This window comes from Streptomonospora salina (assembly GCF_014204715.1).
In the GTDB taxonomy this organism is placed as follows: Bacteria; Actinomycetota; Actinomycetes; order Streptosporangiales; family Streptosporangiaceae; genus Streptomonospora; species Streptomonospora salina.
This window is the reverse complement of record NZ_JACHLY010000001.1, coordinates 3475053-3498503: the sequence shown is the minus strand read 5'-3', so window position 1 is coordinate 3498503 and position 23451 is coordinate 3475053. Positions and strand designations below refer to the sequence as shown.

At 72.8% G+C, this 23451-nt stretch carries 19 protein-coding genes and 1 pseudogene; 5 read left to right on the top strand and 15 right to left on the bottom strand.

Annotation, left to right across the window (positions count from 1 at the left end; all coding sequences use genetic code 11):
* Window positions 1–37 precede the first annotated feature (37 nt).
* The 14 genes from HNR25_RS15885 to HNR25_RS15820 all read right to left on the bottom strand — a co-directional run bounded on the left by HNR25_RS15885 (window position 38) and on the right by HNR25_RS15820 (window position 19002).
* Window positions 38–418 carry a hypothetical protein gene (locus HNR25_RS15885; RefSeq protein WP_184636272.1) on the bottom strand — a complete coding sequence of 127 codons (381 nt, stop codon included), beginning with the start codon at window positions 416–418 and terminating at the stop codon, window positions 38–40.
* Complete coding sequence (locus tag HNR25_RS15880; RefSeq protein WP_184636270.1) at window positions 415–951, bottom strand: DUF2617 family protein; 537 nt, start codon at window positions 949–951, stop codon at window positions 415–417. Before HNR25_RS15880 ends, HNR25_RS15885 begins: the two co-directional genes overlap by 4 nt.
* A gap of 3 nt (window positions 952–954) precedes the next feature.
* Window positions 955–1560 carry a DUF4178 domain-containing protein gene (locus HNR25_RS15875; RefSeq protein ID WP_184639388.1) on the bottom strand — a complete coding sequence of 202 codons (606 nt, stop codon included), beginning with the start codon at window positions 1558–1560 and terminating at the stop codon, window positions 955–957.
* Between the two features lie 173 nt (window positions 1561–1733).
* Window positions 1734–2903, bottom strand: a complete 1170-nt coding sequence (locus HNR25_RS15870) for an FAD-dependent monooxygenase (protein ID WP_184636268.1) — start codon at window positions 2901–2903, stop codon at window positions 1734–1736.
* A 250-nt stretch (window positions 2904–3153) separates the two neighbouring features.
* Entirely contained in the window at window positions 3154–5037 is a 1884-nt protein-coding gene (gene typA / locus HNR25_RS15865) for a translational GTPase TypA (RefSeq protein WP_184636266.1), read from the bottom strand.
* Between the two features lie 160 nt (window positions 5038–5197).
* On the bottom strand, window positions 5198–5611 hold the full coding sequence (locus HNR25_RS15860; RefSeq protein WP_184636264.1) for a (deoxy)nucleoside triphosphate pyrophosphohydrolase: 414 nt from the start codon (window positions 5609–5611) through the stop codon (window positions 5198–5200).
* A 908-nt stretch (window positions 5612–6519) separates the two neighbouring features.
* Window positions 6520–8778 carry an SF1B family DNA helicase RecD2 gene (gene recD2 / locus HNR25_RS15855; RefSeq protein ID WP_184636262.1) on the bottom strand — a complete coding sequence of 753 codons (2259 nt, stop codon included), beginning with the start codon at window positions 8776–8778 and terminating at the stop codon, window positions 6520–6522.
* 103 nt (window positions 8779–8881) lie between these two features.
* Window positions 8882–10222, bottom strand: a complete 1341-nt coding sequence (locus tag HNR25_RS15850; protein WP_184636260.1) for a TIGR02679 family protein — start codon at window positions 10220–10222, stop codon at window positions 8882–8884.
* Window positions 10223–10271: 49 nt separating this feature from the next.
* Window positions 10272–14600, bottom strand: coding sequence for a TIGR02680 family protein (locus tag HNR25_RS15845; RefSeq protein WP_184636258.1), 4329 nt, complete (start codon window positions 14598–14600; stop codon window positions 10272–10274).
* Window positions 14597–15850, bottom strand: a complete 1254-nt coding sequence (locus HNR25_RS15840) for a TIGR02678 family protein (RefSeq protein WP_184636256.1) — start codon at window positions 15848–15850, stop codon at window positions 14597–14599. Before HNR25_RS15840 ends, HNR25_RS15845 begins: the two co-directional genes overlap by 4 nt.
* On the bottom strand, window positions 15847–17466 hold the full coding sequence (locus tag HNR25_RS15835) for a TIGR02677 family protein (RefSeq protein ID WP_184636254.1): 1620 nt from the start codon (window positions 17464–17466) through the stop codon (window positions 15847–15849). The genes HNR25_RS15840 and HNR25_RS15835 overlap by 4 nt, the downstream gene beginning before the upstream one ends.
* Before the next feature lie 518 nt (window positions 17467–17984).
* Window positions 17985–18272, bottom strand: a complete 288-nt coding sequence (locus HNR25_RS15830) for a winged helix-turn-helix domain-containing protein (protein ID WP_184636251.1) — start codon at window positions 18270–18272, stop codon at window positions 17985–17987.
* A 170-nt stretch (window positions 18273–18442) separates the two neighbouring features.
* Complete coding sequence (locus tag HNR25_RS15825; protein ID WP_184636249.1) at window positions 18443–18706, bottom strand: GntR family transcriptional regulator; 264 nt, start codon at window positions 18704–18706, stop codon at window positions 18443–18445.
* A gap of 47 nt (window positions 18707–18753) precedes the next feature.
* Window positions 18754–19002 carry a GntR family transcriptional regulator gene (locus tag HNR25_RS15820; protein ID WP_184636247.1) on the bottom strand — a complete coding sequence of 83 codons (249 nt, stop codon included), beginning with the start codon at window positions 19000–19002 and terminating at the stop codon, window positions 18754–18756.
* Window positions 19003–19357: 355 nt separating this feature from the next.
* Here HNR25_RS15820 and HNR25_RS26570 point away from each other — a divergent pair, with 355 nt between their 5' ends.
* The 5 genes and pseudogenes from HNR25_RS26570 (at window position 19358) to HNR25_RS15800 (ending at window position 22097) form a co-directional block, all read left to right on the top strand.
* On the top strand, window positions 19358–19489 hold the full coding sequence (locus tag HNR25_RS26570) for a hypothetical protein (protein WP_281387545.1): 132 nt from the start codon (window positions 19358–19360) through the stop codon (window positions 19487–19489).
* Entirely contained in the window at window positions 19486–19689 is a 204-nt protein-coding gene (locus tag HNR25_RS15815) for a hypothetical protein (RefSeq protein WP_184636245.1), read from the top strand. Before HNR25_RS26570 ends, HNR25_RS15815 begins: the two co-directional genes overlap by 4 nt.
* A 109-nt stretch (window positions 19690–19798) precedes the next feature.
* Window positions 19799–20368: pseudogene (locus tag HNR25_RS15810) on the top strand (RNA/DNA-binding domain-containing protein); the annotation flags it as partial.
* Between the two features lie 49 nt (window positions 20369–20417).
* Window positions 20418–20813, top strand: coding sequence for a hypothetical protein (locus HNR25_RS15805; protein ID WP_184639735.1), 396 nt, complete (start codon window positions 20418–20420; stop codon window positions 20811–20813).
* 216 nt (window positions 20814–21029) lie between these two features.
* Window positions 21030–22097 (top strand): serine/threonine-protein kinase, encoded by a 1068-nt coding sequence (locus HNR25_RS15800; protein ID WP_184636243.1) that lies wholly within the window; start codon window positions 21030–21032, stop codon window positions 22095–22097.
* On the opposite strand, the gene HNR25_RS15795 is transcribed toward HNR25_RS15800, so the two are convergent.
* A complete protein-coding gene (locus tag HNR25_RS15795) occupies window positions 22086–22715 on the bottom strand; it encodes a type IV toxin-antitoxin system AbiEi family antitoxin domain-containing protein (protein ID WP_184636241.1) in 630 nt (209 codons plus the stop codon). The genes HNR25_RS15800 and HNR25_RS15795 overlap by 12 nt on opposite strands.
* Window positions 22716–23451: the final 736 nt, after the last annotated feature.

The following is a 23451-nucleotide window of genomic DNA, read 5'->3' as shown; positions in this document are numbered from 1 at the left end:
TAAGTCGGTCGCGCGGACGGCGGCAGCGGGTGCGGGCTCACTTGCCCGATCCCGGGCCTCCGCCGCGGAAGAGGCCTCCGGACCCGCTGGACCCGCTGGACCCGCTGGAGCTGCTGGAGCTGCTGGAGCCGCTGTAGTGGCTGGAGCCGTCGGAGCAGCCGACGTACTCGAACTCTCCGGGGCCGGTCTTGCGGTACTCGCCGTCGTCGGGTTCGTACTCGTAGGACCGGCCGTCGTTGCCCTCCTCGATGCGGTCGCCTTCAAGGCGGTCCCCGATGTCCGCCTCGTCCCAGTCACCGCAGGACGAGCCGGACGAGGGGAGCGCGAACGCCACCACGAGCACGCCCACGAAGAGGCCGACGATCAGGATGTACTTTCCTACTTTGGCTGCGCTGCCGTCTTCGGACATGGCACTCACGCGTCCTTTCCGGGTTGGTGACGCCCGACGGGCCGTTCACAGATGGTCGTGGTGGTCACCAGCTCGGCCGTCTGCGGGTAGGCGTGCCAGGTCCGCCACCGCACACCGGTTCCGGCGGCCTGCGGCAGCAGCGCCGTGACGGCGTGTGGATCGCCGGGGAAGGCCGCGGCCACGCCGCACGGGTCGCGTTCGACCCGCGCGCGCACGCCCTCCACCTGTTCGGCGAAAGCCGCGCGATCCAGTACGGCCACACTGCTGGTGAATTCGTAGGAGTCCAGCCCCGCCACCGCGGGCCGGGCCCGGACCGGGAGATCGGCGTCGACGCCCGGCAGGCAGGCCACGGTCTCGGTCAGCACCGCTGCGCCGTCGGACAGCGCCACTTGGTGGGAGGCGCCGAGCACGCGCAGCTCCACCCGGTAGCCCGCCAGCCGGCGGGTGCGGGTGAGCAGCGCGGGCGCCGCGGGCGCGTCCAGGGTCCAGGTCAGGTCCGCGGCCTTGGTGTCGACGAAGGGCGCGGACAGCGCGGTCGGCACGGGTCAGCTCCCGGAGGGGTAGACGGTGAAGGCCGCGCGGCCCACCGGCGTTCCGGTGCAGGGCTCCCACCGGCCGTGGTCGAACCGCTCGAACGACAGCAGGCTGCCGTCGGCGGCCTCGTAGTCGGCGTAGTCCATGCCGCCCTCGGCGCGCAGCCCGGTGGTGCCTTCGGAGCGGTAGGAGGCGCTGCCGCGCTCGCTGAGCCGGTAGCGCACGCCTTCGAGTTCGACTTCGCGGCCGTGGGGGGTGAGTTCCAGGTCGGGCCGGCCGGTCCACAGCGCCATCTGCAGGTCCGGGTCCTGCTCGACGGACAGCCACCGCCGTTCGCCCTCGACCTCCAGGAAGTGCTCGGCCCATACGGCACCGCCCTCGGACAGCCGCAGCGAGCCCCGGATCCAGGTGCGCTCGGCGCCGAAATCGAGCATGTCCCCGGCTTTGAGGCGCAGCGGGTCGCCTTCGGTCTCGCCGATGTCGGCGAAGGGGTCGGCCGGACGGGACGACGGGGCCTGCGTCCGCGCGGCGCGGCGCCTCGCGCGGAGCACTACGACCGCGGCCGCGGCGACGATCACGGCGGCCAGCATCACGACGAACAGCATCGACGGGCTCATCTGCGCACGGTTCTCCAGTCGGGGGACGGATCGGTCGGCGGCCATTCGCCGCAGACCTCGCGATTCAGGCGTTCGGGGATGCTTCCAGGTTCCCCGAGCGGAAACACAACTCGGTAACGCCCGGTGGCCGGGTCCGGCCGCGTACCCTGCGGCGGGGCCGTCTACCGCGACCGCTACCGGACTCCCGGCGGCTGCCAGTCGTCGACGGGGCGGGTGTAGCGGGCCAGCAGTGCGGGTGCGGCGGCGCCGACCGCGGCCGCCGCCGTGTCGCGCACGCGGGCGGCCAGCGGCGACGGGCTCTGCACCGCCTCGGCCAACTGGGCCGAGCGCTGCACCAGGGCGGTCGTGCGCGGCAGCCGGGTGTCGGAGTAGGGCTGCAGCGCGGTGGGGACGTAGGCGACCGAGCCGCTGATGTGGTGGGCCAGCACGACCGCGTCCTCCAGCGCCTGGCCTCCCCCCTGGGCGAGGTTGGGGGTCATGGCGTGTGCGGTGTCACCCACCAGCGCCACACGGCCCTTGTGGAAGGCGGGCAGCGGGGTGTCGACGTGCCACACGTCCGAGCGCACCACCGATTCGGGGCTCGCGGCCCCGGCCAGGCGCGGCAGCGGGTCGTGCCACCCCTCCACCCGCGCCGCGAGCTCGGCGCGTTCGTCGGTGCTGCTGCCGCCGGCAGGGGCGTTTCCGGTGGCGTAGCAGAACACCCGGTCGCCGCTGAGCGGCAGGATCCCGGCCGTTCCGCCGCGGCCCCAGGTCTCGCCGAAGGCCATGGCCGGATCGGGCCGCGGCACGACCGCGCTCCAGCAGGCGAAGCCCGCGTAGACGGCGCCGGGGTGTTCCAGGAACAGTTCGGTGCGCAGCGCGGAACGCGCACCGTCGGCCAGCACGACGAGGTCGGCGGTGTGCTCGCCCGCGCTCGTCACCACGCGGGCCGGGCGGCGGGTGTCGCCGGGCTCGACCGCGGTGACCGTGGCACCCGTACGCACGGCGTCGGGGGGCAGCCGATCCAGCAGCATGGTGCACAGTTCGCTGCGGCGCAGCACGCACACGGCGTCGCCGAACCGTTCGCGGGTGCGCTCGGCCGACACGCGCAGGATCCATCGGCCGTCGCTGCGGCGGATCGCGGCGATTCCCTGGTGCGGGGAGCGTTTGCGGACGTCTTCGCCGAGGTCGAGGGTGTCGAGGGCGCGCAGGGCGTTGGGGGCCAGCGCCAGGGCGACCTCGGCGGGGTCGATCCCGGGGGCGCGCTCGCAGACGGTGGCCGCCCAGCCGTCGCGGTGCAGGGCCAGCGCCGCGGCCAAGCCGCCGATTCCGCCTCCGACGACGACGGCGTGCGGCTGTGCCATGGGCTCGCCCCTCCGGGAATCGCGCCTGCGGTCCCGAGGCCGGGCCTGCGCGGAACCGTGGTCGGTTCCAAGGCTAGAGCCGACGGCCCGGCGGCGCTACGGAATGCCCGATCCTGTGGACGCCCGGGTGCGGCGGCCCTGCTCGCGGGGCCGCCCGGCCCGCTCCAGCCCCGGACTCCGGAGCCGCGTGCCGTAACCGACCGGGCGGCCGGGTCCGGCACGCGGTACCGGGGCGGAGCGGCCCCGTCGCTCAGCCGCGCTTCTTGTGGGCCATACGGCCGCGCTCCTTGGAGTCGAGCACCGTCTTGCGGATACGCACCGACTCCGGCGTCACCTCGACGCACTCGTCCTCGCTGCAGAACTCCAGGGCCTGCTCCAGCGACAGCCGGCGCGGCGGCACCAGCCGCTCCAGCTCTTCGCCCGAGGCCGAGCGGACGTTGGTGAGCTTCTTCTCCTTGGTGATGTTGACGTCCATGTCGTCGGCGCGGGAGTTCTCGCCCACGATCATGCCTTCGTAGACCTCGGTGCCGGGGTCGACGAACAGCACGCCGCGCTCCTGCAGGTTGAACATCGCGAAGGTCATGGCCTTGCCGGTGCGGTCGGCCACGAGCGCACCGGTGGGGCGGGTGCGCAGGTCGCCGAACCACGGCTCGAAGCCCTCGAAGACGTGGTGGGCGATGCCGGTTCCGCGGGTCTCGGTGAGGAACTCGGTGCGGAACCCGATCAGGCCGCGCGAAGGCACCAGCCAGTCCATGCGCACCCAGCCGGTGCCGTGGTTGGTCATGTGCTCCATGCGGCCCTTGCGGACGCTGAGCAGCTGGGTGATGGCGCCCAGGTAGTCCTCGGGCGCGTCGACGGTGAGCCGCTCGACCGGCTCGTGCAGCTTGCCGTCGATCTCGCGGGTGACCACCTGCGGCTTGCCGACGGTCAGCTCGTAGCCCTCGCGGCGCATCTGCTCGACCAGGATCGCCAGCGCGAGCTCGCCCCGGCCCTGGACCTCCCAGGTGTCGGGGCGCTCGGTGGGCAGCACCCGCAGGCTGACGTTGCCGACCAGCTCGCGGTCGAGCCGGTCCTTGACGAGCCGCGCGGTGACCTTGGCGCCCTTGACCCTGCCCACCAGCGGCGACGTGTTGGTGCCGATGGTCATGGAGATGGCCGGCTCGTCCACGGTGATCAGCGGCAGCGGGTGCGGGTCCTGGGGGTCGGCGAGGGTCTCGCCGATCATGATGTCGGGGATTCCGGCGATCGCGATGATGTCGCCGGGGCCGGCCTTGTCGACGGGCTTGCGCTCCATCGACTCGGTCATCAGCATCTCGGTGATGCGCACGTTCTGCGTGGTGCCGTCGCCCTTGATCCAGGCGACCTGCTGGCCCTTGCGGATCTCGCCCTGGTGCACCCGGCACAGCGCCAGGCGGCCCAGGAACGGCGACGCGTCCAGGTTGGTGACGTGGGCCTGCAACGGGGCGCCGGGGGTGTACTCCGGGGCCGGCACCGTGTCGAGCAGGGTGTGGAACATCGGGACGAGGTTGCCGTTGTCCGGCGGGGTCCCGTCGGCGGGGCGCTCCAAGGAGGCCTGCCCGTCGCGGGCGCAGGCGTAGACGATCGGGAACTCGATCTGGGACTCGTCGGCGTCCAGATCCAAAAACAGCTCGTAGGCGTCGTCGACGACCTCGGCGATGCGGCTGTCGGGCCGGTCGACCTTGTTGATCACCAGGATCACCGGGAGCTTGGCCGCCAGCGCCTTGCGCAGCACGAACCGGGTCTGGGGCAGGGGGCCCTCACTGGCGTCGACCAGCAGCACCACGCCGTCGACCATGGACAGGCCGCGCTCGACCTCGCCGCCGAAGTCGGCGTGGCCGGGGGTGTCGATGATGTTGATGACGACGTCTTCGCCCTGGGGCGTGGTGTAGTGGACCGCCGTGTTCTTGGCGAGAATGGTGATGCCCTTCTCGCGCTCCAGGTCGGCGGAGTCCATCACGCGCTCGTCGACGTCCTGGTTCTCACGGAAGACACCGGACTGCCAGAGCATGGCGTCGACGAGGGTGGTCTTGCCGTGGTCGACGTGGGCGACGATGGCGACGTTGCGGATGTCAGTCCTACGGGCGGAGCCTTCGACAGGCGTGTCGCTGGACATGCGAGTGTCTCGATCTCATGTGGTGGGAATGCCGCGACTCCCGCGGCGCTCTCCCAGTTTATGGGCCGCTGCCGAGTACGCCGAAAAACGGCCAGGTCAGCGGATGGCAGGGATGTTCCGTCGGCCGGGACGTCCCGGCCGACGGGGTGCCGCGGCGGCCTCAGCCGAGCAGCCGCGGCCGGATCTCGGTGAGGAACGGGAGGTCGGCGGGCAGCCAGTCGACGCCGCCGAGCGATTCGGCGTCCAGCCAGCGCAGCGCGAGGTGCTCCAGTGCACGGGGCTCGGACTCGTCCGCGGGCAGCTCGGCCAGCCACACCCGCAGCACGGCGGTCGAGCCGTCGCCGCGTTCGGGAAAGGCGACGTCGCCGCCGATCCGGTGCACCGGCGCGATCCGCACGCCCAACTCTTCGTCGCACTCGCGCACGAGGGCGTCGGTGTCGGATTCGCCGGGGTCGACTTTTCCGCCGGGCAGTTCCCAGCGCCCGCGCATCGCCTGGGGGTGGGCCCGCTGCGCGGCGAGCACGGCGCCGCCGCGGACGATCGCGGCACCGACGACGATCTGGGTGTGTGGCACGCGCCAAGGTTAGCGGCGGGCGGGTATCCGCCGGGACGCCGGGGCACGGGGAGGAACGGCCTCCCCGGCGGGACGCCTTTACTGACGCAGCCCTCGGGCGCCGGTGGGGCCGGCGCCCGAGGCGGACCGACGCTGTCCGGGGGGAGTGCTGGCAGCGTCGTGTCCGGTGCGGCTGCATCGCGGCGCGCCTGCACCGCCGGTCGGCTGCCGCGCCGACGGCCGACCGGGGAGGGTGCTGCGGTGCGGCGGCCAGAAGAGGGGCCGGAGGGAGCAGGGAGCGCTGCGGTAAGCGGGGCGGTGTGCCGATACCGCCCCTCCCGCTGCACCACGGCGGCGCGTACCAGCGGCCGGGGCCGGTCGGCGTCCAACGCCGGTTCCGGCACCGGATGCGGGCACGACCTCTGCGCCGAACCGCGGATTCCCGTCCGGTTTCCGCTTCATAAGGCAAGCCTATTCAACGGCTTCGGCGCTCGGGGGCGGAACCCGGAAAAAGGTTCACGCGAACGGGACGAAGGCCGGGCGCCGCCGCCGAACTCCGTTTCGCGACACCCGGACGGCTGCACGTGTGCACCCGCTGCGGAGAAGGCGGCGGCCCCGGCCGGCCGGACCGCCGTCCGGGAGGGATCGGAGGCGGATCCGGCCTGCGGGCGGCGGCACGGGGAGAGGGGGGCGGTACCGCTGCCCGACCCGGATCACGGTACTGGACGGTCCCGGATATTTCAGTTGTCCGGTTATACGAATCCATTGGGGAGTTCGACACAGCTCCCTCGAAAGACGCCCGAATCGTCTTGTATGCCGCAATAGAGACGAAAGAATGCTGCCCCGTGCTCCCTGTTTTTCGACATCGGGGACATTCACCGCCGCTTACCGGGTTTCGCGCAACAGCGCACCGAATCAGCGGGGCGGGACTACGGTCGGGAATCGGCCAGCCGCTCGGCGAGAGCGGTGAACCGCCGCCCGGCGCCCGCGTTGCGCACCGCCTGGGCGAGCGCGCGGCGCGACCCCACCAGCACGACCAGGCTCTTGGCCCGCGTGATCGCCGTATAGAGCAGGTTGCGCTGCAGCATCATCCACGCGCTGGTCGTGACGGGCACGACCACGGCCGGGTATTCGCTGCCCTGCGAGCGGTGGACCGTCACGGCGTAGGCGTGCACCAGCTCGTCGAGCTCCGCGAAGTCGTAGGCGATGTCCTCGTCTTCGTCGGTCCGCACCGTCACCGACTGCTCCACGCCGTCGATGCCGGCGATGACGCCGAGGGTGCCGTTGAAGACACCGTTCTCGCCTTTGTCATAGTTGTTGCGGATCTGCGTGACTTTGTCGCCGACGCGGAAGATCCGGCCGCCGAACCGCCGCTCGGCCACACCCTCGCGCGCGGGAGTCAGCGCCTGCTGCAGCAGTCCGTTGAGGTTTCCGGACCCGGCCGGGCCGCGGCGCATGGGGGCCAGCACCTGGATGTCGCGGCGCGGATCGAGGCCGAACGTGCGCGGGATGCGGTTGGCGACCACGTCCACGGTCAACTCGGCCGCGGCCTCGGTCTCCTCGCTGGGGAACAGGAAGAAGTCCGACATCCCCGCGAACTGCGGCGCGGTGCCGGTGTTGACCCGGTGGGCGTTGGTCACCACGCCCGACTCCTGCGCCTGGCGGAACACGTGCGTCAGCCGGACCCGCGGCAGCGGGGAGCGCTCGTCCAACAGGTCGCGCAGGACCTGCCCGGCCCCCACCGACGGCAACTGGTCCACATCGCCCACCAGCAGCAGGTGCGCACCCGGCGGCACCGCCTTGGCCAGCTTGTTGGCCAGCAGCAGGTCGAGCATGGACGCCTCGTCCACCACGAGCAGGTCGCAGTCCAGCGGGTTGTCGCGATCGTAGGAGGCGTCGCCGCCGGGTTTGAGCTCCAGCAGCCGGTGCACGGTGGAGGCTTCGTGGCCGGTCAACTCGGTCAGCCGCTTCGCGGCCCGCCCGGTGGGCGCCGCCAGGGTGATCCTGGCCTTCTTCGCGGCGGCCAGGGTGATGATCGAGGCGACGGTGAAGGACTTGCCGCATCCGGGTCCGCCGGTGAGCACCGCCACCTTGCGGCTCAGCGCCAGCTTGACCGCGTTCTGCTGCTCCTGTGCCAGGTCGGCCCCGGTACGCCGGCTCAGCCAGTTCAGCGCCACGTCCCAATCGACGTCGGCGAAGGCGGGCATACGGTCCGCCGACGCGTTCAGCAGCCCCCGCAGCTGCCCGGCCAGGGCGTCCTCGGCACGCTGGAACGGCACCAGGTAGACGGCGGTGGCCTCCTCTCCGTCGGGCCCGGCCACCTTCTCCGACACGACGCCCTCCTCCGCCACCAGCCGGGCCAGGCACTCGATCACCAGGCCGGAGTCGACCTGCAGGATCTTCACCGCCTGGGTGATCAGCCGCTCTTCGGGCAGGTAGCAGTGCCCGTCGTCGGTGGACTCCGACAACGTGAACTGGATCCCGGCCATCACCCGCTCCGGGCTGTCGTGCGGAATGCCGACGGCTTGGGCGATGGTGTCGGCCGTTTTGAAACCGATCCCCCACACGTCGGTGGCCAGCCGGTAGGGCTCGTTGCGCACCACGGAGATCGAGGAGTCGCCGTACTTCTTGTAGATCCGCACAGCCAGCGAGGTGGTGACCCCGATCCCCTGCAGGAAGACCATCACCTCCTTGATGGCCTTCTGCTCCTCCCAGGCGTCGGCGATCAGCTTGGTGCGCTTGGGGCCCAGTTTGGGGACCTCGATGAGGCGCTCGGGAGTCTCCTCGATGACGTCGAGGGCGTCCACGCCGAAGTGGCCCACGATCCGCTCGGCCAGCTTCGGGCCGATCCCTTTGACCAGTCCCGATCCCAGGTAGCGGCGCACGCCCTGGACGGTGGCGGGCAGGACGGTGGTGTAGTCGTCGACCATGAACTGGCGCCCGTACGTGGGGTGGGATCCCCAGCGGCCCTCCAGCCGCAGCGACTCCCCGGGGTTGGCGCCCAGCAGCGCGCCGACCACCGTGGTCAGGTCGTCTCCCCCGCCGCCGCCGCGGCCGTTGTCGATCTTGGCGACGGTGTAGCCGGTCTCCTCGTTGGCGTAGGTGATGCGCTCCAGGACCCCTTCGAGCACCGTCGGCCGGAACCCGCCGCGCTCACCGGAACCGCCCCCGCCCGATCCTCGGGACATCAGTACTCCCCAATTTCCGCACCAGCGCCGACACCCATGATGGCACCGTCGATCCTGTAGCCACTGCCACTGGAAAACGTTTTCACTCGCTGTAGCTGCACGATCACCGGGACCTCGGCGGGTCGGCGGCCTCCTCCAAGTCGGCCAGCAGCCCGGGCAGCACCGCCTCTTCCTCCACCCGCCGCCCCGATTCGGCCATCGCCGGCGCCAGGTCCTCGTCCCAGTCCGCGTCCACCGGGGTCCCGCCCAGCTGCGCACCGCCGCCCGCATCCGCGGCGGCCCGGTAGTCGGCGGCGGTGTAGCGCCACGGGCGCCACGCCAGGCGCCGCAGCAGGGCGTTGGCGATACGCACACCGCCCCAGTCGAAGTCGCCGTGGTAGCGCGGCACCGCGCCGCCCCCGGCCAGCAGCCGCAGCAGTGTGAGCACGGCCGCGTTGGGCTGGCCGCGCGTGCACACCAGCGGCGGGCAGGACGGCCCCAACCGGTCGGCCGCCGCGGCGACCACAGCCGGGTTCTCGCAGACGTGGACGGGCGCCGCGCCGCCGGGCCGCCGCGGCGGATCCCGCACCAGCTGGCGCAGCGTCAGCACCGCCGGCTGGCCCGCCGCCCGCAGCTCCGCCAGGGCGCGTCCGGTGGCGGTGGCCGAGTCGCCGCCCAGCCCGGCGGCCAGGGCCGTCGCCGACAGGTCGTCCTGCAGCAGCCCCACCGCCGCCCACAGTTCCCGCCGGGCCTCCGCCCCCGTGCCGCCGGTTCCCCCGTCGGCGGGATCCAGCCCCGACAGCGCCCGGGCGGCACCCAGCGCCAGCGTCCCCAACGGCCGCCCGTGGTCGAGCGCATGGGCGTCGCCGCAGACCCGGGCGGCGAACACGGGCACGCCCTCGCCCGCCGCCGGCAGGTGCTCCACCACCGCGGACAGTGTCGCCAGCTCCGGGGCGGCGGCGTCGGGCCCGCCCAGCAGCCGGCGCACCAGCCCCGAACCGCGCACGCGTTCGCACCAGGCGGCGAGTTCCCCGCGCGGCGCGCACGCCCGCTCCAGCGGGGCGAACGCCCGGTCCCACGCCCGGGCCTCGACCGCCGCCGTGTCCGCGTGCACCGGGACCGGGCCGCGCAGCTCCTCGACCGCCGCCCGCAGGCCGTGCGGGCTCACCCCCGACCGGCGCAGCACGTCGTCGACCGCGTCCAGCGGAACCGTCAGCGACCGCCCGGCTGCGGGGCGCCGGCCCAGCAGCCGCTGCACCGCCATGCGCTGCCCGTCGGTGGCACGGGACAGCGTCACCGTTGCCGTGAGGTCGCGGCCGCGCGCGATGCGGGTGCGCACCCGTTCCACGAGCCATTCCGTGTCGTCGCCGCCCAGCAGCCGGTCCAGGCGGAGGCGGTCGACCCCGCCGGGCCGCTCCCGCCCGCCGGCGTCCGGCGCCGCATCGGTCTCGTCCCGGCCCCGCACGCCACTCCTCTTCCCGTCGTCGTCCACGTACCGTCCGGCGCCGCCGCGGTCACGGCCAGAGCGCGTCCTGGCCGCCGATACCGGCGTCGGCGGGTGCGGCCGCAGGAGCCGGGGCGTCCTCCGGCTCGTCGGGCACGCGGATCCGGCGGTAGCCGTCCCACTCCCAGCGTGTCACCAGTACCGCCGGAACCCCTTCGATCCTCGACAGCTGGCAGATCGCCAGACCGGGCACCTGCGGGTAGCACCCCCACTCGCGCTCGCTGGTCATGACGACGTCGAGATCGAAGGAGGCCAGCAGCCCCAGGCACTTGGCCCGCGAGTCGTCGTCGACCCCGGCGAAGGCCTCGTCCAGCGTGATCAGCCGCGGAACGTGCGGATCGCCGGCGCTGGCGTAATGCCCCGACGCGGCGGCGAACAGCGGGATCGACATGGACAGCACCCGCTCGCCGCCCGAAGCGGGCCCGGTGGCCGGCTGCCACCGGCCGTTCTGGTGGCGCTCCACCCCGAACTCGTGCCAGGTCCGGTAATCCAGCGCCTGCTTGAGGTGCTCGTACCAGGTCCCGCCGCTCTGGTCGGCGGCGCGCACCCGGTCGATCTGGCCCTGCAGGAAACCGCCCAGCACCGACCGGTCCTCGGGGGACCAGGCGTCGCTGTCCTGGCGCAGGCGGCGCCGCGCGTCCTCCAGCCCCGGCGGCGCGTCCCGCCGCGACGGCCGCCACACCAGCCGCAGCCGCATACCGGTGCTGGTGGGGCGCTCCTCCAGCTCCTCGTTCATCTGGGTCACCCGCCGTTCGGCGGCCACGATCAGCTCCTGCAGCGACCCGGCGACCTCGGTGATCAGGTGGTTCTCCAGCAGTTCGCGCTGGCGCGCGGTGAGCAGGCGCTCGCGCTCCTCGACCTCGGCGTCCAGGGCGCCGACGAGTTCGGGCACCTCGCGCTCGCGGCCGTTGAACACCACCCGCACCACGACCCCCTCCTCCAGGGACTGGGTGCTGGCCTGGTGCCCGCGCGCCGACAGCGTTTCGCCCAGGGGCGCCAGCTCCGCCGAGAGGCGTTTCTGCACCCGCTCCCACGCCGCGTCGGAGTCGTCGGCCTCGGCCAGACGCGCCCCGATCGTGCGCGCCAGGTCCACGGCCGGGCGCACGGCCCACTCCTCGCCGGGCGGGGGCGTTTCGGCGTCGGGCAGGGCGACGCCGAGCAGGCCGGTGGCGGAGAAGCGCCGCAGCGCGGCGACGGCGTCGGCGCGGGCCTGGGCGGCGGTCTCGATTCCGGACTGCAGGTCGTCGATGCGGGTCTGCTCACTGCCGAGCAGCTTGGACGCTTCGATCAGCTCCTGCTCGGCGGCCTCGCGCAGCTGTTCGCAGTCGCGCTGGGCCTGGCCGTTCTCGGCGAGGCGGCGCTGCAGCTCCTCCACGGCGGCCCCGACCGTGTCCTTCAGGGTGGTGTGGCGTTCGTGCGCGGCGGCCCACTCGTCCTCGGCGCGGGCGGAGCGTTCGGCCATCTCCTCGGCGTAGGCGCGCAGGCGCTCGGTCTCCTCGCCGCGCACGCGTTCGTCCTCGGCCGCACCCCTGCGTTCGCGCAGGGCCGGCCACACGTCGGCCAGCGCCACCCGGTAGGCGTCCAGCGCCCGCCGCAGGCTGCGCAGTTCCCCCGTGTCGGTGGGAAGCCCCAGGTCGGCCGCTGCCGCGTGCAGCTCGCTGGAGGCGGCGGCCGCCCGCTCGGCTGCGGCGCTCGCGGCCGTGTCCCGCTCGTCGCGCACGTCGCGGGCGCGCCGGCAGGCGTTGGCCGCTTCGGTGTGGGCGGCGTGGGCGGCCACCAGCGTGTCGTCGCCCGGAAGGGCGGCCAGTTCGGCCTGGAGGGCGGTACGGCGCCGATCGAGTTCGGCGGCGCGGGAGTCGAGCTCGGCGACAGCGGCGTCCAGCTCGGCGATTTCGGCGCCGAGTTCGTCGATGCGGGCGCGGCGGGCGGCTTCGCGGGCGCCCTCGCCGAGGTATTCGGCGCGCTCCTTGCTCCAGCGCCCGCGCAGCACACCCAGCCGGAAGCGCCCGTGGGTGTCCACGCCCGCGGCGCCGGCCGGAGCGGGGCCGCCGGCGTCGGGGGTGGCGCCCGTTCCGGGGGCGGGTGTGTGCAGAGCGACGCCGCCCAGCAGCCGGGCGACGACGGCGGGTGCGACGGCACACGCCTGCGGGTCGCCGGTGTCCACGGCGGGGACGAGGGCGTCGGCCAGCGACGGCCCGTCCACGGGGTCGGCGGGGCGCAGCACGACGTCGTGGGTTTGGGCCGAGGACACGTCGCCGTCGGGCGCGACCCAGGCGTCGAGCAGGCCGGCCGCCTCCAGCGCGGCTTCCAGACCGGCGCGGTCGCCGTCGGGGACCGTGTCGCGGAAGTCGACGAGCCGCCACAGCGGGGCGCCGGGCCGCTGCGCGCGGGCGCCGTCGGCACGGGTGTAGGGCACCGGCGGTGCGGACTGGCCGCCTTCGCGCAGCCGGTCCAGTTCCTCCTGCAGCTCGCCGCGGCGCCCGGTGCGGGTCGCGCGCTCCTGCTTGAGCCTGGCCGCCGCGTCGGCCAGGTCCTCCCCGGCGCGGCGCGCCGCCTCGTCGCTCTCGGCCCGGGCGGGATTGGCCCCCTCCAGGTCGCCGGCCCACGCCTGGAGCCGGTCGAGGAGCCCTTCCGGATCGTCGGGACGCAGCTGCGAACAGCCCGACAGGTGCACGCGCACCGCCTCGACCAGGGCGGCCGCGGCGGAACCGACCGCGGTTTCGGCCTCGGAGCGGCGCTGCTCGCAGGCGGCCAGCTCGTCCTCGGCTTCGGACAGCCGGCTCTCCGCCGCCGCCCGGGCGGTCTCGGCTTCCGCCGCGGCCGCCGACAGCCGCTCGACGTGGTCCAGGCTCCGGTCCCTGCGGCCGGTGAGGGCGTCGGCCGCCGCGCGGGCGGTGTCGTCGCCGGCGCCGGCGGTGCGCTGCGGCGCTTCGCCGCCCGAGTCCGCGGGATCGGCCCGGTCCAGCGGGGCGGCGACCTCGCTGCGGTGGACGTCGCCGATGCCGGCGTCGGCGGCGCCGTCGGCAGCACGCGCCAGCGCCGCCTCCACCCGGTCGGCGGCGGCGCGGCCGCGTTCGGCGGCGTCGGCCAGCCGCGTGCGGGCGCGTGCGTGGTCGCCGGAGGCCCGCTCGGCGTCGCCGCTGTGGCCGCGGAACCGCTCCTCGGCGCTGCGGGCCTCCTCGGCGGCGCGCTCCAGCTCGTGGGCGCTGCGCATCTCGGGTCCGGCCCGCAGCGCCTTCTCCTCGGCTTCCAGGCGGGCCGCCCGCTCGCGCTGGCTGCGCCGGGACTCCTCGGCTTCGGAGACCCGCGCTTGGGCCGCGTCCCGCTGCGCCTCGGCTTCGCGCAGCCGCTCGCGCAGCCGCTCGTACTCGGCGTTGCGGTCGCGCGGTGGCCGCGACCGGCGCAGCGCGGCCACGCGGGCGTAGGAGCGGTAGTGGCCGAGGAACCGCTCGGCGGCGCCGTGGGCCTCCTTCATCGCGTCCAGCTCGGCCCGGTCCTCATCGAGGCTGCGGAACGCCTCGGCGGCGTCGGCGACCACCGCCTCGTCCAGCGGCGGCAGCGCCTGGGTGAGGGCCCGCGAGAGCGCGGCCTCGTCGGGCCGCTTGGACAGTTGGGGCTGGCGCAGCTGGATGAGCAGGTCGACCAGTGCGCGGTAGCGCTCCTCGCCGAGCCCGAACAGTTCCTCGTCGACGGCGCGGCGGTAGTCGCGGGCGTTGTCGTAGACCCGGCCGTGCCCGCCGACCGCTTCGGCCAGCCGGTCGCGGGTGAGCGCGGTGCGGGTGTTGTCGAGCAGCCGCAGCCCGTCGCCGGTGTCGTCGCCGATGCGCTGGGAGGTGGTGAAGAACCAGTGCCGGGCGATCCCGCGGCCGGTCACCGCCTTGAGGCCGCAGCCCAGGGTCCGGAAGTGCGCGGTGCCGGCCGCGTCGACGCGGCCGAACTCGATCCAGGTGTAGCCGAGCCGTTCGGGGTTGTCGTGCTCACCGCCCAGCAGCAGGTTCCAGTCCATGCGCTTCTTGGGGTCGCCGTCGGGCTCGACGCGGCTCGCGGACAGGTTGCCGTCCAGCAGGAACGGCAGGGACAGCGCGAGGACTTTGGACTTGCCGGTGCCGTTGTTGCCGCGCAGCAGCAGCCGGCCGTCGCGGAAGCGGAACTCCTCGTCCTCGTAGTAGAACAGGTCGACCAGCCCCAGCCGCAGCGGCTGCCAGCGGCCCTGCGCGGGGTGCGGCAACGGCGGAGAGCCCGCGGTGTCCGGCTCCGCGTACGCGCCGCCGGAGTCCGCGCGGGCAGCGGGCGGGGCCGCCGGCGGGTCGTCGGCGGCAACGGGCAGCGGATCGGTCATCGCCTGGGCTCCTGTTCGTCGGTGGGGTCGGTGGCCGAGCCGCCGCGCACGACGGCCGCGCCGACGGCGAAGCGCGCCAGCGCCGGCAGGGCGCGCACCGACCGGGTGCCGTCGGCCTCCGTCGCCGTGCGCACCAGCGCGAGCGCCTCCAGCTTCTCCACGGCCCGGTGCACCAGCTCGGCCTCGGCACCGGGCTCCTTGGCGGTTTTGGACCAGTGGCCGCCGTACTGGCGGGCGAACCCGCGCACCTGTTCCTCCAGTTCGGCGCGCGGCACCGGGCGCGGCGGGCCGGAGGCGAGGTACTCGGCCAGCAGCAGGGTGACGTGGCCGTGCGTGCCCTTCTCCGGCATGCGCACGTCGGTGAGGTCGTCGTCGGGATCGACCATGGCGATGCCTTCGGCGCGCGCCTCGGCGACCAGCCCGGTCAGCTCCGTGATCCGGCTGGTGATGGCGGTGCGCTGGCTGGCGAGGTACGCCGACTCCTCCTCGGTGAGGGTGCCGTAGTACAGCACCGGGTCGTCGATCAGTCGGCGGGTGAGGGTGTGGCGCAACCGCCGGTTGCGCAGATCGGCGCTGTCCATCGACTCCAGGACGGGGTCGGCGGTCAGGGCCGCGAGGCGGTCGCCGTCGGTCCCGGCCGCCACCGTCGACGGGCCCACCCCGCCGGCGAGCAGCCCGGCCAGGACGCGGCGGCGCACGTCGTAGAGCGCGTCGCCGGTGGAGCGCAGGTAGTCCTCGTCGTCGCCCGCCACCAGCGCGATGACGCCCAGCCGGGTGAGCAGCCGCACCACCGCGACCAGATCCCCCCGTTCGCTGCGCTCCTCAAGGGTGAAGGAGATCCCGGCTTCGGCCAGGGCGGGGTCGGCCGCCTCCAGCACCACCTGTTCGGCCAGCCGCCCCAGCGCGATCTGGTTCTCCGAGCGCTCCAGCACCGCCAGGGCCAGGCACAGCAGGACGTAGCGGCGGCGGGTGAACGGCAGCCGGGCGCCGCCGGTCTCGCGCGCGGGGTGGGTGGCGTCGTCCGGGGCCCCCGGGGTCTTGCGCAGCCGGGCGGTCTCGCTGTCGACGTGCAGCCCCCAGCCGGTGTTGCGGTCGAACCATTCGCGCAGCTCCCGGGCGTGCTGGCGGACCAGCCGGAAGTCGTCGGCGGTGCGGCCGCCCCCGCGCAGCAGGGGTTCGCGCAGCAGCGCCCGCGCGGCCCGGCGGACCTCCGCGCGGGTCTGGTCCTCGGTACGGGTGCCTGTGGTCACGGTGTGGCCGCCCGCCCTTCCAGGTCGGTGATCTCCACGATGTGGTCGGGGCCGCGGAAAACGCCGTCGGGGGTGGCGATCTCGGCGGTGGCGCCGTCGCCGAGCGCGCGCATCCGGATCCGCAGGCCGCCGTCGTTGCTGGTGGTGGAGGTTTCCCGGGAGTCGTAGGCCCAGTGCGCCAGGGCGTCGCCGAGCAGCCCGAGGAACAGGCCGAAGGCGGCGGGGTCGAGCTCGGCGACGTCGGACAGCCGGATCCGACCGCCGGTGTCCAGACGCGCGCGTGCGGCCGCGGTCTCTTCGGCCTGTTTGCGGGCGTGCTCGGCGAGCCGGCGGCGTTCGGCGCTGCGGTCGGCGACCTTGCGGGGGCGGCCCCGCCGCTCGTACTGGCCGGTGCGGCGCAGCTGCGGGCTGATGTGCACGGGGCGGGCCCGGTCCCAGGGCGTCGTGGCGGTCTCGGGTTCGTCCTCGCGGGCTTGCAGGGTTTCGGAGTCGACGGTGAGGTGGCGGGCCGGGTGCAGCCCGAACGCGCTGCGCCACAGCCGGTGGCGCGAGGCGTCGTCGGGCGCTTCGGCGAACCACCGCGCCAGCACCCGGAAGTCGGCCGACCGGTCGGAGCGGCCCGAGCGGCGCTCGTTCAGCGCGGCGACCACCGCCAGCAGCTGCGGGATGGCGCTGCGGGCGGCCGACCGCAGCAGTTTGGCCTGCGGCTCGTGGTCGGGCGCGGACAGGAACCAGCCGCGCAGCCCGTCCCAGCGGCGGTGCCATTCGGCCAGCGCCGCCGCGCGCGCCGCGTCGTCGGCGCCCTGCTCCTCGCCCGGGAGGGTGTCGGCGGCTTCGCGGTCGGCGGCCGCGGTCAGCAGCGGATCGACGGCGCGCGCGCCGGAAGGGCCGGTGCGCTCCAGGTCGGACAGCAGCCGGGCGATCTCGGAGCCGGTGGTGATGAGGTCGGCGATGAACCGTTCCAGGTAGTCGATCAGCCGGTCCTTGTAGGCGAGGAACGCCTCGACCTCGGCGTCGTGCAGATCGATGGTGCGCTGGAGCGAACCCATGAACGCGCGGGCGTTGTCGGCGAGCTCGCCGAACCGTCCGGCCAGGTCGCGCAGCGCGCGGTGGACCAGGGCGGGGTCGGGTTCGGCGGCGTCGGAGGCAGGGTCGGCCCAGGCGAGGAGCTCGCGCAGGCGCGCCGCGATGTCGGCCAGGGCCACCGACTGCAGGGAGCCGCGCCGGCCGAGCCCGGAGTCGTAGGCGGCGAGCGCCTCCTCAGCGGCTTCGCCCGCGCGGGTGAGCTGGTAGATGTAGCGGCGCCGGTAGAAGTCCTCGACGGCGGTGACCCGCCCGGTGTCGGGGTCGGGGCGCAGGTTGCCCCACTCGGCGAGCCGGTCGAGCGCCTTGACGGTGTCGTCGGCGTCGACGCCCGGGTCCGCGGGCAGCAGCCGGTGCACGTCCTCGGGCCGCAGGTGGACGGTGAAGCGTTCCTTCTCCGCGACGAACACGCCCATGATCGCCCGGTACAGCTCCGCGTTGGGCGCGGTGAGGTGGGCGAAGGGCTGGTAATCGACAGACGCGGAACCCGATGCGGATTCCGGAGCCGCAGAGGGGGCGCGGTCGGCAGACATCACCCTCATTGGTACCCGATGGGCGGGCACCGCGTCCGACGGATCCGGCAATCGGGGCAGCGGGGAGGGTGGGGCGGACAAGGGCCGCCGGGGGCGGCCACACCGCCGCTGCTGTGGGCGATCCGGCCGCCTCGGGGGTGTCATAGGGGACACTCTCGGCGCCGAGAGTGTCCCCTATGACACCCCCGACGACCGCGCGCGTAGCGCCCGCTATCGGCCGCACTTGAGATCCGGCGCCGCCTCGGCGCCCTGCTCGACGACACCGACCGCCTCTACCGGCCCCCGCCTCGCGCCCCGCGCAGACGCACGGCGCAGGGCGGGGCGCGGGGCCGGTAGAGGCGGTCGGCCCTGGCCAAGAACCTCCGGGGAGGGGGTGGAGTGTCACCCACGTTCCACGTCATCGACCGCGAGGTTTTCGCCACTGTGATCGCTCACACTTGGTGATATCCGCGCGGTGGATGCGTGTCCCGGCCGGTGATCACCGGCCCCGGCGGTTCCCGGCGGGTACCTCCCACGTGCTACTCGCCGTCGTTCTCGGCGACGTTCTGAGCAGCGTCCTGGGCGATGAACGTTCCCTTGCCGTGGACCGTGACGATCACACCGCGCTCGCGTAGCACCTGCATAGCCCGGCGCACAGTCATGTAGGCGACGCCGTACTCCTCGGCCAGATCACGCTCGGCCGGCAGACGAGCACCGGGCACCAGATCGCCGGCCGCCACGCGTGCCACGACGTGGTCCGCGAGGGCGGCGTAGACGAGGTCCGGGCCCTGCGGATCGAACTCCGGGATCTCACTGTCCTCACTCACGGGAGCAATGTATGGCCCCCGTGTCCCACGAAAACGCTTGGAAGGCTATGCAGAGCTATACGTATGACATAGACTTCGCAAAGTGAGAGACTCCGCGGCCGCGCCAACGGTCCGGGGGCGTGGCCACCAGCTAAACAGGAGCTGATGACATGACCGACCCTATTGCGCGGTCACCGCGGGAGTACGTACACACCTCTCCCGTGCACGGCCCGGACGAGCCCGCCCTCCACGAGGTAGTCCGTGGCCTTGACCGCGGTTCCCCGGGCCACCTCGAACTCCTGGCGGAGCTGATTCAACGACGGGATGGGCCGCCCGGGCACATAGCGACCGGATTCGATGCGTGCGGCGAGGATCGCCGCCAGCTGCAGCCACACGGGGTCCATGCCGTCGTGATCGATCTCGGTATCGGGCCCGTACCCGGTCGGCAAGTCCATGCGGACAGACTGCACCAGCGAAGGACACGGTGGCATGGTTCCGGGTTTCAGTGACCGTTCTCGGCCACGAATGTTCCGCGCTGGGCAACCGTGTAGGCATAGCCCTCATCGCGGAGATACCGCACGGCGCGGCGGACGGTATCCCGCGCGACGCCCCATCGCTGAATCATCGTCGCCTCCGAAGGGATCGGCCGGTTCGGACGAAGTTCCCCGCGTTCGATCTCACCGATGATGACGGCCGCGATCTGCCGGTACGGCGGTAGGGGCGAGTCATAGTCGATCTCCTCGTCGGGCATGCAACGAAGGTAGAAGAAGGCATCTGTCGGCTAGCGAATACCCACGTTGGTAGACGAGGGTATAGGAGTTCCCTTACTCTGAATTGATCGAATAGACCCCGCGGCCGCTGCAACGGCCCGGGGCACGGCCACCAGCTATCTAGGAGCTGATGACATGACCGACCTTATCGGCCGTGGGTTGCACGGCCGAAACGTCACGCCCGCCCGCACGTGCACACCCGAGCCCGTACCTGCCCCCTCCGCCCGCCCACGCAACCGCCGAGCAGCACGGATCCGCCCCTACGCCCCCGCGCCGGCCGCCACCTCCGCAACCGCCGTAGCGCCGCCTCACGCAGGCCGCACCCGCACGCCGTCCGTGCGCCCCTACGCACTCGCCGCACTCCGGCGCAACCACCGGTTCACCAACCTGCGCGCCTTCGCCGGAACGCTGCAATTCGTCGGGCTGCAACCGGCGCTCCGCCCCGCCGCGACGGGTGTGGTCGCATGAACACCGACGACCCGCCCCAGGAGCCGCCTCCGCCCGCCGACAGCGCCCTGACCGACGCCGAACGGATCGCGCTGCGCGACCTGCTGGACGAGATGGTCGAAGCGACCGAGGACCACGTCTTCTGGTTCGGCCGCGCCCGCGAAGCCGCACTTGAGATCAGGCGCCGCCTCGGCGCCCTGCTCGACGACGCCGACCGGTAACCGCCCCGCGGCCCCGCGCCCCGCGCAGACGCACGGCGCGGGGCGCGGGGCGCGCCGACAGGTGTCTACGGTGGCGGGTACACATGCATGGCCCGGAGAATGGATCCCCATGGAGAACGATCTCGCCGAAGCGCTGGGGACACGAAAGTCCAGCACCCTGGAGTTCAAGCGCGAAGCGAAGGACCGCTATGCGATCCGCAAGGCGATATGCGCACTCGCCAACGACCTCGGCGGAAACGACGGAGGAGACCTCCTCATCGGCGTGCAGAACGACGGCACCCCATACGGATCCGTCGATACTACGGACGCCGCGCTCCGGCAACTGACCGATATCCGCGATGACGGCAAGATCCTCGATCGTCCGTCCATGACAGTCGCTGTCGGCGGCTATCGAGGAGAGCCGGTGGTCCACACGAAGCTTACCGACGACGGCGGCTTCCGGGAGCGCGAAGTCGCCGACTTCCCGTTTCCCGCCCTGCGCGAGGCCTGTATGAACGCCCTGATGCACCGCAACTACGAGTCGTCGAACGCTCCCGTGCGAATCCAGTGGTTCGACGACAGGGTCGAGGTCTCCAACCCCGGCGGCCCGTACGGTCAGGTCCGGGCGGACAACTACGACAGGGTCAACGACTACCGGAACCCTTCGCTGGCGGGAGCCATGAAGAACCTCGGTTACGTCAACCGCTTCGGACGTCCGCGACTGGCGCGCGACCTGGCGGGGCACCGTCATGGACAATATGCCGCCCAACATCGAGCATCCCCGCGGGGACATGACACCGCTCGGCTACGTAATCATGCAACCCGGGGTACGCCTGGACCGCCCGGTGAAGGCCTACCAGCGGTGGCTCGAACGGATCCCCGTCGAATTCCAGCAGCACGTCGTGCAGGGGATGGCGAGCGAAGAGGTACTCACCCCGCACGAGATCGCGACGATCCGGAACTACCGGAGCCTCATGCCGCTGGCCCACGACGCCCACAAGCCGATGTTCGACCTCAAACCCGCTGACGGGGCCATCGGGAGCACCCAGCAGTACGTGGGGACGTGCAGATCGGACTTCAAGAAGCTCAGCGAAGACATCCTGGCGCGCCTGAATACGGCGGCGGACCTGCACGGGGACCGGTGACGCTCCGGGCCCGGCGACGGCGCGAACGCCGGTGCAGAGCCGGACCGGGGTGTGCGGCGCTAGACTCGCGGTCCTGAAGCGCGCACGCCGCCGCCCCGTATCCCCCGCTCCCCCGGTTCGGCCCGCTCCTCCGAGCGCTGCCGGGTAGGCGGGTGGGAGCGGAGAACGACGGGCGGAACGAGCGCGGCCACCGCTGCGAACCGCTTGGGAGGCGCCATGAAGGCCCGGGGGACGCGCCGCCTGGGTCGGCTGCTCCCCGACGACCCGGCACAGGTCGGCGGCTACGAGCTGGTGGGCCGTGTCGGCACCGGCGGCATGGGAACCGTCTACGCCGGGACCGCCCCGGGCATACGCGGGTACCTGGCGGTCAAGGTGATCAACGGCGAGCACGCCGCGAGCGCGGATTTCCGGCGGCAGTTCGCCCACGAGGCGCGGCTGCTGGCGCGGGTGAACAGCCCGTGCGTGGCCCGGTTCGTGCAGGCCGACGTGGAGGCCGAACCTCCGTGGCTGGCGACGGAGTACGTGCCCGGGCCGACCGTGCGCCACCACGTCGAGCGGCACGGCCCGCTGCGCGGCGGCATGCTGACCGGGCTCGCCGCGGGGGCGGCGGAAGCGATCCGGGGCGTGCACTCGGTGGAGGTCGTCCACCGCGACCTCGAACCCAGCAATGTGGTCATCGCGCCCTCGGGACCCAAGATCCTCGATTTCGGGATCGCCCGCCCCACCAGGCGCGAGGACCCCACCCGGTGGATACGGCTGCGCCGCTTCCGCGCGGGGCTGCGGCGCATGGGGCTTCCGGAACCGGAGGGCCTGCCCGACGACGACCACCGGGCGTCCGGGCCGCGCGGCCGTGTAGGCACACCCGGGTGGATCAGCCCCGAGCAGTACCGGGGCGAACCCGCCACCGACCGTTCCGACGTGTTCCTGTGGGGATGCCTCGTGGCGTTCGCGGCGGCAGCCCGCAACCCGTTCGGCCACGGCCACCCCGCAGAGCTCGCCCGCCGGGTGCTGCGCGAGGAACCCGACCTCGACGGGCTGCCCGCCGAGCTGGAACCCCTGGTGGTCTCCGCGCTGTCCAAGGACCCCGCACAGCGACCGGACTCCACCCGGCTGCTCCGCGACGTGATCGCCGCGGACGGCGGCGAACCGCCCGCAACCGCCGCCGCGCTGCCTCCGGCCGTCCGCAACCTGCTGGCCACGCACTGGACCGAGGTCACGGCACGACTACCTTCGCCACCCCGGCAGCGCCCGGCGGTGTGGCCATGGGCGCGGTCACGGGGATGACACCGGCGGCGGCCGCCCACGACACCGCGACCGCCCGTCGGGCCTACCGGAGACGACGAGCCCGCGCCCGACCGCGGAACCGCGCAGGCGCGTGCGCGTGCGTGCCGGGCTGCACGCCGCCATGTCGCGCAGCGTCCGCCCCACCCCGGTCAGGCGGATCGGCGCCCGGACGGCGATGTCGCTGTCGCACACGCGCAGCGCATGGATCCGGACGGCGGGCGGCACCGCCCGGGAAGGTGTGGAGGGCGGAGGCGGTGCGGACGTCCGCCGGCCCGGAACAGCCATATCGACCGTGTGGCCGTCCCACGGCGCAAGCCCGTCCAACCGCCACAGCCGCGCGGCGGTGGCCCGGCAGGCGAACGCGCCGGTAGGCAGCGCCAACTGCGCCGCGACGACGGCCTGCTTCAGAGGCGAGGCCAACGTGCCGTAGTCCAGCACCCGGAACACACCCCGATGCAGCGTCCGCGCCCACGCTCCCCGGCGCAGGCGCGCGGAGATATCCGCGAAGGAGAGCCCGGCCCGCCGGGCCTGCTCACGGCTGACAAGTCCGAACTGGGCGGCGGCGAAGAGCACCACGGCGTCGTCGCCGCGGCAGGGAAGCGACTTCGTGAAGACCATGCTTCAACAGTCGCGGGACCGGAGGGGCGAGCGCCAGACGGATCGTGGGGTTGTGGACGGCGGCCGTCGTGTCACCACCACTGGATTCGATCAACATCTCACTCGAATATCAGGCAGGGATATTCCGCCTCAATAGGTCCACCAACGCTGGAGAAACCCCCTCAACCAATGCTTCGAATTCCATGGAAGAAACCTCTTGCGAAATACTTGACACTTCAATTTGCAAGATACTACTACGAGCCTGCCCAAGAAATACGTAACGCGAGTACCCCTCCCCCTGAGGACTCCCGTACCAAAAACGAGATTTATTTACTATTCCACCAACCTCACCCGAACCTGACACCTCGGACAGTCGCTGCTGAGACTTCGAACTCAACCCGGAAAAACGATCTTCCGCCCTGCCCGTGCGAACTTCGTTTGAATCCTGGGATGCCCAAGCATAATACGAAAGAACAAATCTCCATTCCCCGTTTTCCGGAGACTGAAGCGACCATTCACAATCATCGAATACCAACCGAGGGTTCGCCCCGGGGCCTGGATCCTTATAGTCATCATCATCGTCTATTCGCTCTGGAAACATGGAGGTAAACGCTGCAGTTTCAGGAGACCGCTCGATATGCCTACACAGTTTTAGAGCATCCGCTGGCATCGCAGACGGTGGCTCCCAGCTTCCCTCGGCGACACCGCCCCCAGGAGATTCCGAGTCTTGCGTGACTGCCGATCCGAGCATCCGGAC

Coding starts and splice junctions, on each gene's coding strand:
- HNR25_RS15875 (WP_184639388.1), bottom strand. CDS start 1,560: ATGAGCCCGTCGATGCTGTTCGTCGTGATGCTGGCCGCCGTGATCGTC.
- recD2 (WP_184636262.1), bottom strand. CDS start 8,778: ATGTCCCGAGGATCGGGCGGGGGCGGTTCCGGTGAGCGCGGCGGGTTC.
- HNR25_RS15845 (WP_184636258.1), bottom strand. CDS start 14,600: ATGACCGATCCGCTGCCCGTTGCCGCCGACGACCCGCCGGCGGCCCCG.
- HNR25_RS15820 (WP_184636247.1), bottom strand. CDS start 19,002: ATGCCCGACGAGGAGATCGACTATGACTCGCCCCTACCGCCGTACCGG.
- HNR25_RS15805 (WP_184639735.1), top strand. CDS start 20,418: ATGGACAATATGCCGCCCAACATCGAGCATCCCCGCGGGGACATGACA.
- HNR25_RS15835 (WP_184636254.1), bottom strand. CDS start 17,466: ATGTCTGCCGACCGCGCCCCCTCTGCGGCTCCGGAATCCGCATCGGGT.
- HNR25_RS15795 (WP_184636241.1), bottom strand. CDS start 22,715: ATGGTCTTCACGAAGTCGCTTCCCTGCCGCGGCGACGACGCCGTGGTG.
- HNR25_RS15800 (WP_184636243.1), top strand. CDS start 21,030: ATGAAGGCCCGGGGGACGCGCCGCCTGGGTCGGCTGCTCCCCGACGAC.
- HNR25_RS15870 (WP_184636268.1), bottom strand. CDS start 2,903: ATGGCACAGCCGCACGCCGTCGTCGTCGGAGGCGGAATCGGCGGCTTG.
- HNR25_RS15825 (WP_184636249.1), bottom strand. CDS start 18,706: ATGGACTTGCCGACCGGGTACGGGCCCGATACCGAGATCGATCACGAC.
- HNR25_RS15815 (WP_184636245.1), top strand. CDS start 19,486: ATGAACACCGACGACCCGCCCCAGGAGCCGCCTCCGCCCGCCGACAGC.
- typA (WP_184636266.1), bottom strand. CDS start 5,037: ATGTCCAGCGACACGCCTGTCGAAGGCTCCGCCCGTAGGACTGACATC.